The sequence below is a fragment of the Pedobacter albus genome, from assembly GCF_036324255.1.
Lineage (GTDB): Bacteria > Bacteroidota > Bacteroidia > Sphingobacteriales > Sphingobacteriaceae > Pedobacter > Pedobacter albus.
The window spans coordinates 428824-441985 of sequence record NZ_JAZDQT010000003.1; the positions used below are offsets into that span (position 1 = coordinate 428824).

Consider the following 13162-nt stretch of genomic DNA (forward strand, 5'->3'; position numbering starts at 1 on the left):
AAGAAAATTGAAAAATGAAGATTGAAGAGAAGGAGAAGAAAATCTCTTCTGTAGAAGACATTCAAATCAAGGACGTATTGTATAAAGTCGTTCAATGGTATAGATTCTTACTTTCTAAATGGCTTATTATATTAATCGTCGCATTAGTGGGCGGAACGATTGGTATTGTTAATGCCTACTTTAGAAAAACGACTTACATAGCTACCACTAGCTTTGTACTAGAGGAAGAAAAGTCGGGGGGTGGGCTAAGTTCTTTAGCAGGGATAGCTTCTATTGCAGGTGTGGATATTGGTGGGGGCGGTGGTATTTTTCAGGGTGATAACATACTTGAATTATACAGGTCTCGCATAATGATTACTAAAGCGTTGCTTAGCACTGATATTTTTGACGGCAAGAAACAGCTTTTAATCGATCGTTACATCCAAGCAAATGACCTTAGAAAAAAATGGGATAAAAAACCGGATCTAAAGAATATCACATTTTCCGATTCAGCAAACTTTACTTTGAAGCAGGATAGTCTAATCGGTGAAATTGTAAAAAATATAAATAAGGAGAATTTAAAAGTTGGCAAGCCGGATAAAAAGTTAAGCATTATTAATGTTACTGTAGAATCTAACGATGAGCCGTTTGCAAAAGCCTTTGGAAATGTCATTGTAAAAAATGTAAATGACTTTTATACCGAAACAAAAATAAAAAAATCAAGAAGAAATGTTGGCATTCTACAATTTCAGGTAGATTCGGTAAGGAAAGTGATGACAGGCTCGATATATTCTGCTGCCCAAATTGCTGATGCAACCCCAAATTTAAACCTAACCAGACAAACACAGAGAATTGCTCCGATACAGAAATCCCAATTTTCAGCAGAAACAAATAAGATAATATTAGGCGAACTCCTTAAAAACTTGGAATTAGCAAAATTGTCGCTAAGAAGAGAAGAACCGCTTATTCAGATTATAGATAAACCTATCCTTCCATTGGACAATGATCGGGTTAGCAAAACGAAAGCTGGACTTATCGGAGGGATGTTAGGTGTTTTTCTCTGCTTAATTTTCTTAATATTAAGGAAGAATTTAAAAGAAATTATAGGTGAGTAATTATAGAATAGCTGTTATTGGTTTAGGGTATGTTGGACTACCCTTGGCCGTTGAATTTGGTAAAAAATATTCAACATTAGGATTTGATATTGATAAGAAGAGGATCGCCGAGTTGAAAACGGGCGTAGATAAAACCTTAGAGGTTGATCATAACGCCTTAAGTGCCGCCACCAAGCTGAATTATAGCGATGATCCAGAAGAGTTAAGAAATTATAATATATTTATTATAACAGTACCGACTCCTGTTGATAAATATAACAAGCCGGATCTAACTCCCCTAAAAAAAGCCAGTGAGATTGTAGGCAAAGTCTTGGATAAGGGAGACATAGTTATTTATGAATCTACAGTATATCCTGGAACAACAGAAGAAGAATGCGTACCCATATTGGAAAATTATTCGGGACTAATATTTAATCAAGATTTTTATTGTGGCTATTCTCCAGAAAGAATTAATCCAGGTGATAAGGAGCATACTGTTTCAAAGATTTTAAAAGTTACCTCTGGCTCTACGCCGGAAATAGCAGAAATAGTTGATCAATTATATGGTTCCATTATCACAGCTGGAACATTTAAGGCATCATGCATTAAAGTTGCAGAAGCAGCTAAAGTAATAGAGAACTCTCAAAGAGATATCAATATTGCCTTTGTAAATGAGCTTTCCAAAATATTTAACTTGTTAGGTATAGATACGAAAGAAGTATTGGAAGCCGCTGGTACTAAATGGAACTTTCTGAAATTTAGTCCCGGCTTGGTTGGAGGGCATTGTATTGGGGTAGACCCGTATTACCTTGCCCAAAAGGCTCAAGAAGTGGGGTATCATCCAGAAATTATACTGGCAGGAAGGCGTCTAAACGATAGTATCGGGAGTTATGTTGCAGATGAGACAATTAAATTGCTTGTAAAGAAGCAAATTAATGTTGCCTTGGCAAATGTGCTGGTTTTAGGGATTACTTTTAAAGAGAACTGTCCTGATGTGAGGAACACTAAAGTTGTGGACATTATAAAGGAGCTTGCAAAATACCATGTAAACATTACTGTTTTAGATCCTTGGGCAGATAGACAAAGTGTGAAACATGAATATGGCTTGGATATAATCAATTCTTTGGATGAATTAGTAGAAAAGCAGTTTGATGGTATTGTTTTAGCAGTTGCTCATCGCGAGTTTTTATCTTTGGATATCTCTAAAATGAGGAAGGAAAAGTCAGTGATTTACGATGTGAAAGGTATTTTGCCAAAACATTTAATTGATAAAAGGTTATAATGGATTTAAATAGAATCGAGCAAGGACGTTTTTTGATTACTGGCGGGGCGGGCTTTATAGGGTCTAATTTGGTTGCTTTTTTGATGCAAAATAATGCGAAGAAAGTAAGGGTACTGGATAATCTTTCAACCGGTTTTTTTCACAATATTGCTGAATATGTTGGAAAACCTAATTTTGAGTTTATTGAAGGTGATATCAGGAATCTTGACGACTGTCAATCGGCCTGTAAAGATATCGATTATGTTTCTCATCAAGCGGCATTGGGCTCCGTTCCAAGATCGATAAAAGATCCTATAACCACTAATGATGTAAATATTAGCGGCTTCCTTAATATGCTGATTGCTGTTAGGGATAGTAATGTAAAGCGTCTGGTATATGCGGCCTCCTCCTCAACTTATGGAGATAGTGCCTCTCTTCCAAAGGTTGAAGATATAATTGGGATGCCTTTGTCTCCCTATGCAGTAACTAAATATGTAAATGAGCTTTATGCTCATGTTTTTGCCCTAAATTATGGCATAGAGACTATCGGGCTCCGATATTTCAATGTTTATGGCCCCAAACAGAATCCCAATGGAGCCTATGCTGCAGTTATTCCCTTGTTTATAAGCAAAATTATCAAGGGAGAGCCTCCAATTATAAATGGCGATGGGTCAATAGGTAGGGATTTTACCTTTGTGTCAAATGCTGTTCAAGCTAATCTTCTTTCGTTATTTGTTGAAGACGAAAAAGCAATAAATCAAATTTATAATGTTGCTTGCGCTCAGAGAACTACCTTAAACGAACTATGGGATACACTCAAGGAAATAACAGGAAAAAACATAGAGCCTATTTATGGGCCCCAGAGGCCAGGAGATGTGCTGCAAAGCTTAGCTGATATCTCTAAAGCCAGTTCACTGTTGGGCTATATCCCAAAAGATCCGGTAGAAGTGGGACTAGTTAAAACTTATGATTGGTATAAGATGAACACACCAACTTAATTTTTCTGTTGATGAAGAATAAGATTAGCGCAACATTAAATAGGATTACAAAAGATCATAGAGAGCGAAGAATAATTCTAACGTCTATAGCAACTATGTTGGCTAAGGTTATTAATGCGGGAACGCTTTTTGTTTCAATTCCTCTTACCAGAAGCTATCTCGGCCCCGAAAGGTTTGGCATGATGATGAGTATTGTTGCCACTATCGCTGTTTTAGGTATAGCCGATTTAGGTTTGGGTTTTGGACTTCAAAACAGGATAGCTTATTACGATATGCTGGATAAAAAAGAAGATCTCTCAAAAGCGGTTTCTGGGACTTTTTTTTTCCTATTTCTTTTGGCTGTAGCTTTGATCGCTGTTTTTTTTGGGCTAAAGGACCATATTTCTTGGGTTAATTTTTTTAATGTAAAGGAAAAATTGGCCAAAGACGAAGCAATGAAGGCCGTAGAGGTTTTTTTTATCTGTTTTTCTTTATCTCTGCCATTTTCAATTGTTCAGAAAATACAAGACGGCTATCAAGAAGGTTATTTCAATCAGTTTTGGATAGCCGGAGGTAATGTTTTTGGACTTATAGTTTTGACTTTTTTTATAAAATTGAAGTTTGGCGTACCGCTCTTGATTTTGGCTTTGTATGGAACTGGTACCTTGTTTTTAATTTTTAACTTTCTGAACCAATTTATTTTTAAAAGGCCTAGTCTCTTTCCTTCAATAAAAAATATTGACTTTAGCGTAATCAAAAGCTTAATGCGGGATGGTATGAAATATTTTATACTCCAGTTTTCTGCAATAGCAAATAGTTCTAGCGACAATATTATTATTGCAAGAGGGGTATCCCCAATAGAAGTAGGTATTTATACAATTGGTCAGAGACTTGTTAACCTGTTAACGCTGCCTGTTCAAGTAACCACCCCATCAATGCTCCCAGCACTAAATGATGCTTTTGCAAAAAAAGAATATACCTGGGCAAATAAAATTGTAACCCGAAATTTCCGCATTTTAATAATGATATCTTGTATAGGAGCAGCTATAATGTTAACCTCAACCAATTTTATCGTTCATCATTGGATTGGAAAGGATTTTAACTTGAGTAGCGAACTCATACTGGGTTTTATAGCCTTATTGTTTTTTTATAATTTGAATGCTTATTTTTCAATAATAATACTAACTTCGGATTATTTGAAATTTGGTTTAAGGGTCTATCCATTGGCATCATTGCTCTCTATAGTTTTAAAAAGTTACTTAGTGGGTACTTTGGGGGTTAATGGAGTGATAATTTCTCAATTCCTTTGCTATTCCCTTATCTTTTTTATCCCCGTTTATATAAAATTTAAAAATAAAAGAAAATTATGAAGGCAATCCTGTTCCATGGAGCAAATCTATTATCCAGTATTTATGCACAGTTTCTTAAGGTTGTATGGAAGTTAAATAAAAAAAAGTTTCATAAAATTAAAGTATATGAAAACACGAAGTTAAAATTCTCCCATTATGGGGATATAGCCACAATATTGTACTCTTTACAGCATCTTGTCCGATTCAATAGAGGATTTGAATTTACCACACTTTCAAAATACCATAGCGTGGTTAAGCAAGGAGATGTTATTTTGGATATCGGAGCAAATATTGGATTGTTTTCGATATTAGGATCGAAGCTTGTAGGTGCTTCCGGTAAAGTCTATGCTTTTGAGCCTAATGTGGCAACGTACGATGCGTTAAAGGAAAATATTCGCTTGAATGATTGCACTAATGTATACCCACAGTTTTTAGCACTATCTGATAAAAAAGGTTTTGTGGTGCTTACACAACCGGAAGAAGTCTCTAAAGATTTTCAATATAGTGATGCTTTCTCATTTATGGACTTAAAACAGACCGCATCAGAAGAAAATGGAGTAGCCACCCTGCCCTTAGATGATTTTTTGGTAGAAAATTCAATCTCCAAGGTCGATGTTATAAAAATAGATATCGAAGGTGCCGAATTTTTGTGTTTTAAAGGTGCTATAAAATTATTATCTTCTCCTGATGCGCCCATTATTATTATGGAGTGTGATGAACAATATACTGGAAGATTTGATTATAAAGTAGCAGATGTAATAGTATTCCTATATAATTTGGGGTATCGATTAGAACAATATGAAGAAGGGCAATGGATAGCTTTCCCTAAATGATAGCACCTTTTTATGCATAATAAATTGATTTAAAATGAAGAAATTTTTTCTGATAGGACTGAGAGTAATCGACATTATATTTTCTCCGATTACATTATTCGTTGCATTATGGATGAGGTTTATAAGGTTATATCAGTTGAGGTTTTGGGAACTCAACGGCCTATTAACGAAAAGAATCTTTAATTTGGTAGGGGTATTCCCAATAATAAATCACTATTATGAGCCTTTATTTGATGCGAGGCTACTAAAGCATTCCTTGCGTAAGGATAGAGATTTGCCGGGCATTAATTTTAATATCGATGCACAATTAAATTTATTGGAAAAATTTAATTTCAATCATGAAATCCTAGAAATTGATAGTAGGCCTAAAAATAAACTTACCTTCTCGTTTAATAGAGGAGCCTTTTTAAGCGGGGATGCAGAATATTTGTTTAATATGATTAGACTCTTCAAACCTCAGCGAATAATTGAGGTTGGTTGCGGTTCGTCTACTTTAATGATACAGCATGCGATCGAGTATAATAAGAAAGATAGTGCCGGCTATGATTGTAAACATATTTGTATTGAACCTTATGAAAATGATTGGTTAGAAAGCCTATCTGTAAGAGTTGTTAGAAAAGTAGTGGAAGATGTTGCACTAGAAGAGTTTATGGAACTCGATGAAAATGATATCCTATTTATTGATTCTAGCCATATGATTAGGCCCCAGGGCGATGTATTATTCGAATTTCTGAATATATTGCCTTTATTGAAGAAAGGAGTAATAGTACATATACATGATATATTTTCGCCAAAAGATTATCTTGATGAATGGCTTAAAAAGGGAGTGGTTTTTTGGAATGAGCAATACTTGCTCGAAGCATTCTTATCACATAATAATGCATTCGAAATAATAGGGGCGTTAAATTTGCTAAAACATAGAAACTATAAAGAATTAAAAACAAAATGTCCTATGCTTTTGCAGGATAGGGAACCCGGATCTTTTTGGATCCGAAGAATATAAATTTATGAGCATTAAGTCGTTTTTAAGAAAGAATAGATATAGACTTCTGGTTATTTTTGAAAGATTGAGGGGTTTAGATTTTTCAAAACAATTAGATAATGAAAGAATTGGAGTTAATAAGTCTGAGGGTAATTACTTTTCCTCGTCAGCTTATTTTGAAGAATTACGTACGCTACTAAGAGAATTAAATATAAGCAGTAAAGATGGCATATTCGATTTTGGCTTTGGCAAAGGTGCTACTTTGGTTTTATTTAATAAATTCCCTTTTGGTCGAATTGCTGGCGTTGAACTTTCCGATAAGCTGGTTAAGATTGCGGAGAGCAATCTTGAAAAGCTGAAAATAAAAAAAGTGAAACTTATACATGAAAATGCAACAACTTGTAAAGATTTAGATGACTATAATTATTTCTATTTTTATAATCCGTTTCCTGGAGAAGTAATGTCAGTTGTTTTAGAAAATATTAAGGAATCGATCGAAAGATCGCCCAGAGTGGTTAGACTTATTTATTGTAATCCAGAGTTCCATGCTAGTGTTGTTGCTTCTAATGCATTCTTTTTAGAGAAAACATTTGATAGCGAAGTTAAGTGGGGAGTTATCAATCTATATAAAAGTAGTTCAAATGTTGATTGAAAGAAAGTTTTTTTTTAAAAGGTTTTGGTTTTCTGAAACACCTAAACCATGGTCGTTATTTACAATACATATTCAGTCAAGAAATCAGCTGACAATAACGAATGGTTACTGTAAAAAGTTTTATACAAAGTTGATCCTTCTTGACAAGGACATTGATCAAATAGAGAAGGAATACGATAGCTCAACTGCATACGAGATTAGAAGAGCGAAACGTGATGGGATAACCTTTGAACTATCCCAGGACGTAGAGTTTTTTGTGTCTTTTTTCAATGAATTTGCAAAAAGCAAGGGATATGGGCAAAGGCTTAGCGTTAAGAAAATAAAAAGTATGCCCTCCTATCAAATTGTACAAACAAAGTTGAATGATAATATTTTGGCGATGTCTTTGTATGTTGTTGATCTGGACGGGAAAAGAGTCCGTTTGCTGTATTCGGCCTCGTCCTTTAGGAGTTTTGAAGATATATCAATGAAAGCTTTCGTGGGTCGAGCCAATCGATTGTTGCATCATGAAGCTATTGTCTATTTTCAGTCAATAGGAATAATCGAATACGACATGGGTGGATATGCAAAGGATAGCACGGACAAAAGTCTCCAAGGAATAAATAAGTTTAAAGATTCGTTTGGAGGGACCCTTGTAGAAGAGTATAATTATTATCCTTCATACTTCTCAACAATAGAGAGTGTTTACCTTTCGGTAAAGAAGTTGTTTACAAAAAAGTAAGCTGAACAATTTGGGTGGTTAAATAACATTTAAGAAAGAGAGATTGAACAAAGAAGTAAAAATATCTGTAATTACTGTAACCTATAATTCCGAGGCTTTTTTAGAAGAAACGATACTAAGCGTTATAAATCAGAAGTATAAAAACATTGAGTACATAATTATTGATGGAGGTAGTAAGGACAATACGCTTAATATCATAAAAAAATATGAGCACAAGCTAACATATTGGAGCAGTGAGCCTGATGAAAGTATGTACGATGCGATAAACAAAGGACTGCGTTTTGTATCTGGAGATTTGTGCATCTGCTTAAATTCGGACGACGTTTTGTTTAACGATAATGTCTTTTCAATAGTGGTTGAAAAGTATCTGCAAACAGCGGGAAAATATGGAGCATATTTTGGTGATGTAGTAATCAAGAGAGGTGATAAACATAGAAAGATTAGACTATTTGATATTGATTTCGATATATTGTTGAGTTCTAAGCATTGTACATTCCTTCCACAGCCAGCTACTTTTATCATTCGAGAAGCCATTGCTAAAGTTGGCCTTTTTGATAAGCAATATCGATTTGCAAGCGATTATGACTATTTACTCAGGTTGTTGCTCCAATATAAGGTAATGCACATAAAATCGTGTTTTACTGTTTTTAGGGCTCACGAAGAATCAATTACATCTACCCAGTCAAATAAAATGAATGCAGAGAGGCTACATATTATAGAAAATAACAGGAAAAATATTTCTAATTCGTTATATTTTAAGGTGTTAGGTGGCTTATATTGGATCAAGTATATTTTTTGTAACAAGCCCAATAGGTATGTATGAAAAAATTAATTTATTTATATGTTCTTGCGATGCCTTTTGTATCGGCATTTGCAATCAGTGAGCATTTAAATATTTCATTATTGATATCTGTTTTCATGTTAGCCATGATACCCCTTGATCTTTACTTTACAAAAAAGATCAATAGGACAAATATAAAAATGCACTCCATTTTTATATTATGTTTCTTGATAACTATTTTATTCAGCTACACGCTAAATAGCTTTGGCGATCAAACCACAACAAATCACTTATTTGCCTATCTTACTATATTTTCTTGTTCTTTTTTAAGCGTGCAGTATTGGCTGCTTAAGAATTGTGATGATCAGCAATTTTATCGGAGATTGTTGTTTTTTATCACCTTAAGCATCGTTGTTTCTAGTGTTTATGGTTGTGTAGAGTACTTTATGGCAATTAGGGGTACACCAATTGACAATTATATACCAAGAGTAGCAGTACAAGAGTACGATGCTGATGGTTTGGGTGATGTGTTCAGAACCAGAAGAATTAGAGGCTTTGCCGAAGAGTCTGGCCACTTTGCTTTCATGTTAGAGATATTGGCGCCCTTAGCTATTTTTTACCTCTTTTACTCTGGTTATAGTAAAATGAAGTTAATAATAAAGGTGGCAATCTTGTTGTTGCTAATAGCTACTCTCTTATTTACTTTAAGTACAGCTGCTTTCTTGATTATTCCTGTAGCAATCTTTTTATCTTGTTGCTTGTACTGGAGAAAAGTACTGCGCAATATTAAATCGATTCTAATCAAGCTTATACCTGTATTCGTGGTATTAGGCCTTCTACTTGCTCAGTTGCCATTAAAGCTCTTGATAGAATTGGCAATTGGTAGCAAGTTTGATTCTAGTTCGGCTGATGAGAGAAGCGGAAGGTTTACAAGCTTTATTGAAACCTTTCCAAATTCGCGAATAGAAAACTTGCTGATTGGATATGGACCCTCTGGGTATAAAACAGCCGGATTAAAGGATGCATTTCTATCCTTGATACCTACCATATTATTTGAAAGCGGAATCATTGGGTTATTGTTTTTTATTTCGGCTCTTGCCTATGTTTTTTATCAATTGTTAGCTATAAAATCAAAGATAAATTTCTTTTTGGCGGTAGGTTTTATTTCTGGATTCCTACATTATATTGTGATAGCTAATTATTGGTATCCATGGTTTTGGTTTCTATGTGTATTTATCATATATTTTAAACAGAAGGAGGAGCGTGAGCAAATATTTAATGATTAATGACTTAGGTAATGGAGGTGCTGAAATATTAAATATTGGTCTCTATCGCGAGCTTAAATTTGACACCATACTAATCTTACAGGGCAAAATAGATTATAAAACCGATGATTTAAATGTTATTGATCTTAGTAATGGGAAAAAATATAAGTGGTATCGACTGCCTGTAATATTATATCGATTAACCAAGATCATAAAAAAAGATGATTTGGTGGTTGCATCTCTTTATAAAAGTATGCTCGTAGTAGCCCTTTTTGGGTTCTTTGTTAGAAAAATAAAAACAATTTTTTGGATACATAGTGATACCAAAATTTATCTGTCATCAAAACTGAGGTTTTTCCTGTTGAAGAAAGTGCTTAGTGTTGCTTCTAGAGTTGTAGTAAATTCTAAAAAGGCACAATCCGAACTGATAGGTACATTTAATATGAATGACCAAATCGTTAAAGTAATTTATAACTGTTTTGACATTGAAGATATCAAAAAATCAAAATTGGCTTTTATTGACCAAGAATTGTTGGAGAATTTAAAACACTTCCCAAAAATAGCCTGTATAGGAAGATTTAATATCTTGAAGGGCCAATCAAATCTTATTCGACTTTTGGCAGGTTTAAAACAAAGAGGTATCATCATGCACCTCATCTTAATTGGGAGTGGCGAATTAGAGATGGATTTGAGAGATGAAGCTAGAAATTTTGGTATTTCAGATTTTGTTCACTTTCTCGGACAAAAACAAAATGTATATCCATATTTGAATCTTTGCGATATTTTAATTTGCCCTTCTAAGTCTGAAGGTTTTGGAAACGTATTGGTCGAGGCCCTTGCATGTGGTGTGCCCGTAGTGTCTGCAGATATTGATAATGGACCACGAGAAATATTATCACCGAATTCTCCATTAGGCTATCGTACATCAGTAGCAGAATATGCAGAATATGGAATATTGATGCCCTCTTTCTATACTGCCAATAAAGAACAGGTACTTGAAATATGGTCAAATACATTGATTAAATTGTTTTCAGATAATGAATTAAAAAGGTATAAGGATGTTGGATTGGCTTATGTTAATAAATTTGATAAACATACTGTATTGCCAATTTGGAAGGATTTAATAGAAGATCTACAAAAATAAGCCGCTATGAGAAATGTAAAATATATTATACGCTTAGATGATATTGCACCAAATATGGATTGGAAAAGATTCGAACATTTGGAAAGAATATTTGATGAGTTAAATATTACTCCAATAATCGGAGTAATACCTTCCAATTCTGACCCCGATCTCCTTGTATTTCCTTATCAGGAAGGTTTTTGGGAAAGAATAAAGCTATTGGATCAAAAAGGGTGGGAGATTGCCATTCATGGATATAGGCATATACTTTTCGAAAGCGATTCTGGCATTTTGAGAATCAACGGATACAGTGAATTTGTAGGCTTGTCTTTACAAGAGCAGATAGAAAAATTTAAGTCAGCGCTGAGTATTTTTCACGATCATGATATTTATCCTAGCTCTTTTATGGCGCCAGCACATAGCTTTGATGAAAATACGCTTAGAGCTCTTAAAGAGGTAGGCATAAAATATATTACGGATGGATATGGGTTAAATCCGTATATGGTTAACGATATTTTATTGGTGCCTCAGCTTTTTGCGAATCCAAGAAAAATGTTTTTAAGTGGGGTATACACATTTTGTTTACACTTGAATACTATAAGTGACGAAAAGTTTAACAGCGTTGTTAAATTTTTGAGAGAAAATAAAAAAGATTTCATCAAATTTAACGAAGCATATAAATTCGTAAACTATAGTCAATTTGATAAGCTGACTAGGTTTCTTACGAAAACCCTTATGCAATCTATCAGGGCTTCCAAAAGTCGAAAAGAAATTAAATCAAATAATAAAAATTAATGTCTATCAAAGTTTTTCGAATTTCGACTGTATCTCAGTCTTTGAGAGTCACCCTAAGGGGGCAATTTAAGTACCTTAAGGGGATGGGCTATGAATATACTTTATTGTGCAGTCCTGATAACTTAATAGAAGATGTAGCGAAAGCAGAGGATGCAAAATATCTGCCATTAAACCTAACAAGGCGAATTACCCCATTCAAGGATCTCAGGGCACTCATTAAATTAATTGGATATTTGATTAAGGAAAAGCCACAAATTGTTCATTCACATTCTCCCAAAGCAGGTTTAATAGGAATGTTGGCCGCTTTTATTTGTAGAACTCCTAGAAGAATACATACTGTGGCGGGGCTCCCTTTGGTCGAAAAAACCGGAATAATCAAACGGCTATTGATAGGATGCGAACAGATTACATATTTATGTTCATCCGTCGTTGTTTTTAATTCGGTAGCTCAGGCAGAATTTGTAATAAGCAATGGCTGGATAAACAAAAGAAAGGTTAGAATCATTGGAAAGGGAAGTAGCAACGGGGTTGATTTATCTTATTTTAACGTCAATACGTTAAAGAAGGAAAATGTTTTATCGTTAAAAAGCGAAATTGGTATAATGGAAACTGATTTTGTTCTTGGTTATGTTGGAAGAGTGGGAAAGCCAAAGGGTATCAATGAGCTAGTTAGGGCATTCGAACGTATCGAAAAAGACTACAAGAATGTAAAGTTACTATTGGTTGGAGAAGAAGAACCCAACGATCCATTAGACGAGGATGTATATGAAACCATCGAATCGAATAAAAACATTATTAGGATTGACCACCAGAAGGATATTAGGCCTTATATACTTATATCTGATGTTTTTTTATTGCCCAGTTATAGAGAAGGTTTTCCACAAATCATTATGCAGGCATGTGCAATGAACAGCTGTATTATTTGTACAGATATAAATGGTTGTAATGAGATGATAGAAGATAATCACAATGGTTTATTGATAGCCCCAAAATCGATTGATGCCATTGAGTCAGCAGTAAAAAAATTAATTAATAATGCAGACTTAAGGGATAAGTTTAAAATGAACTCAAGAAAATATATAGAGGAAAACTTTGATCAGGAATTATTTTGGAAAAGACTTGAAGCCCTTTATAGGTCAATTGAAAACTAAACAACGATTGTTGTTGAGAAAATTAAGTACTGATAAATAAATATCATGGGTGCCAAAACGATCATTAGCAGAACCTAATCTCCCCTTAGAATTTTAGGTGCAATAATTGCCAATTAATACCTATAAATTAAAAAAATAACATCAGGTCTAGCCTTTGATGATTCCAAAGCAAGAAGAATTTTAAATTGGAATCCGACTC

The 13162-nt window shown here is 34.2% G+C and carries 13 protein-coding genes; all 13 read left to right on the forward strand.

All coding sequences use genetic code 11. The annotated features are described in order from the left end of the window. Positions 1-14: 14 nt before the first annotated feature. Genes VRU48_RS17075 through VRU48_RS17135 form a run of 13 tightly spaced genes read left to right on the forward strand, consistent with a single transcriptional unit; the run spans position 15 to position 12963 of the window. Positions 15-1094 carry a GumC domain-containing protein gene (locus VRU48_RS17075; protein ID WP_330109131.1) on the forward strand — a complete coding sequence of 360 codons (1080 nt, stop codon included), beginning with the start codon at positions 15-17 and terminating at the stop codon, positions 1092-1094. Further along, entirely contained in the window at positions 1087-2355 is a 1269-nt protein-coding gene (locus VRU48_RS17080; RefSeq protein ID WP_330109132.1) for a nucleotide sugar dehydrogenase, read from the forward strand. The genes VRU48_RS17075 and VRU48_RS17080 overlap by 8 nt, the downstream gene beginning before the upstream one ends. Further along, positions 2355-3332, forward strand: a complete 978-nt coding sequence (locus VRU48_RS17085; protein WP_330109133.1) for an SDR family oxidoreductase — start codon at positions 2355-2357, stop codon at positions 3330-3332. The genes VRU48_RS17080 and VRU48_RS17085 overlap by 1 nt, the downstream gene beginning before the upstream one ends. Positions 3333-3343: 11 nt before the next feature. Beyond that, positions 3344-4681, forward strand: a complete 1338-nt coding sequence (locus tag VRU48_RS17090) for a lipopolysaccharide biosynthesis protein (RefSeq protein ID WP_330109134.1) — start codon at positions 3344-3346, stop codon at positions 4679-4681. After that, complete coding sequence (locus tag VRU48_RS17095; RefSeq protein ID WP_330109135.1) at positions 4678-5493, forward strand: FkbM family methyltransferase; 816 nt, start codon at positions 4678-4680, stop codon at positions 5491-5493. Before VRU48_RS17090 ends, VRU48_RS17095 begins: the two co-directional genes overlap by 4 nt. A 34-nt stretch (positions 5494-5527) precedes the next feature. Further along, positions 5528-6496, forward strand: a complete 969-nt coding sequence (locus tag VRU48_RS17100; protein WP_330109136.1) for a class I SAM-dependent methyltransferase — start codon at positions 5528-5530, stop codon at positions 6494-6496. 4 nt (positions 6497-6500) lie between these two features. Further along, positions 6501-7127 carry a hypothetical protein gene (locus VRU48_RS17105; RefSeq protein ID WP_330109137.1) on the forward strand — a complete coding sequence of 209 codons (627 nt, stop codon included), beginning with the start codon at positions 6501-6503 and terminating at the stop codon, positions 7125-7127. Continuing rightward, positions 7117-7848 (forward strand): hypothetical protein, encoded by a 732-nt coding sequence (locus VRU48_RS17110; protein WP_330109138.1) that lies wholly within the window; start codon positions 7117-7119, stop codon positions 7846-7848. The genes VRU48_RS17105 and VRU48_RS17110 overlap by 11 nt, the downstream gene beginning before the upstream one ends. Positions 7849-7891: 43 nt before the next feature. Beyond that, entirely contained in the window at positions 7892-8671 is a 780-nt protein-coding gene (locus tag VRU48_RS17115; protein ID WP_330109139.1) for a glycosyltransferase family 2 protein, read from the forward strand. Next, complete coding sequence (locus VRU48_RS17120) at positions 8668-9915, forward strand: O-antigen ligase family protein (protein ID WP_330109140.1); 1248 nt, start codon at positions 8668-8670, stop codon at positions 9913-9915. Before VRU48_RS17115 ends, VRU48_RS17120 begins: the two co-directional genes overlap by 4 nt. Beyond that, the gene (locus tag VRU48_RS17125; protein WP_330109141.1) at positions 9893-11038 is read left to right on the forward strand and encodes a glycosyltransferase; all 1146 of its coding nucleotides are present in this window, start codon (positions 9893-9895) and stop codon (positions 11036-11038) included. Before VRU48_RS17120 ends, VRU48_RS17125 begins: the two co-directional genes overlap by 23 nt. A 6-nt stretch (positions 11039-11044) precedes the next feature. Next, positions 11045-11812, forward strand: coding sequence for a DUF2334 domain-containing protein (locus VRU48_RS17130; protein ID WP_330109142.1), 768 nt, complete (start codon positions 11045-11047; stop codon positions 11810-11812). Further along, positions 11812-12963: a glycosyltransferase family 4 protein gene (locus tag VRU48_RS17135; RefSeq protein WP_330109143.1), complete on the forward strand. Its 1152-nt coding sequence runs from the start codon at positions 11812-11814 to the stop codon at positions 12961-12963. Before VRU48_RS17130 ends, VRU48_RS17135 begins: the two co-directional genes overlap by 1 nt. Positions 12964-13162: the final 199 nt, after the last annotated feature.

What these genes read in the sequence shown, in the direction of transcription:
- VRU48_RS17120 (WP_330109140.1), top strand. Translation starts at nt 8,668, where the DNA reads ATGAAAAAATTAATTTATTTATATGTTCTTGCGATGCCTTTTGTATCG.
- VRU48_RS17090 (WP_330109134.1), top strand. Translation starts at nt 3,344, where the DNA reads ATGAAGAATAAGATTAGCGCAACATTAAATAGGATTACAAAAGATCAT.
- VRU48_RS17130 (WP_330109142.1), top strand. Translation starts at nt 11,045, where the DNA reads ATGAGAAATGTAAAATATATTATACGCTTAGATGATATTGCACCAAAT.
- VRU48_RS17100 (WP_330109136.1), top strand. Translation starts at nt 5,528, where the DNA reads ATGAAGAAATTTTTTCTGATAGGACTGAGAGTAATCGACATTATATTT.
- VRU48_RS17110 (WP_330109138.1), top strand. Translation starts at nt 7,117, where the DNA reads ATGTTGATTGAAAGAAAGTTTTTTTTTAAAAGGTTTTGGTTTTCTGAA.
- VRU48_RS17095 (WP_330109135.1), top strand. Translation starts at nt 4,678, where the DNA reads ATGAAGGCAATCCTGTTCCATGGAGCAAATCTATTATCCAGTATTTAT.
- VRU48_RS17135 (WP_330109143.1), top strand. Translation starts at nt 11,812, where the DNA reads ATGTCTATCAAAGTTTTTCGAATTTCGACTGTATCTCAGTCTTTGAGA.
- VRU48_RS17075 (WP_330109131.1), top strand. Translation starts at nt 15, where the DNA reads ATGAAGATTGAAGAGAAGGAGAAGAAAATCTCTTCTGTAGAAGACATT.
- VRU48_RS17085 (WP_330109133.1), top strand. Translation starts at nt 2,355, where the DNA reads ATGGATTTAAATAGAATCGAGCAAGGACGTTTTTTGATTACTGGCGGG.
- VRU48_RS17105 (WP_330109137.1), top strand. Translation starts at nt 6,501, where the DNA reads ATGAGCATTAAGTCGTTTTTAAGAAAGAATAGATATAGACTTCTGGTT.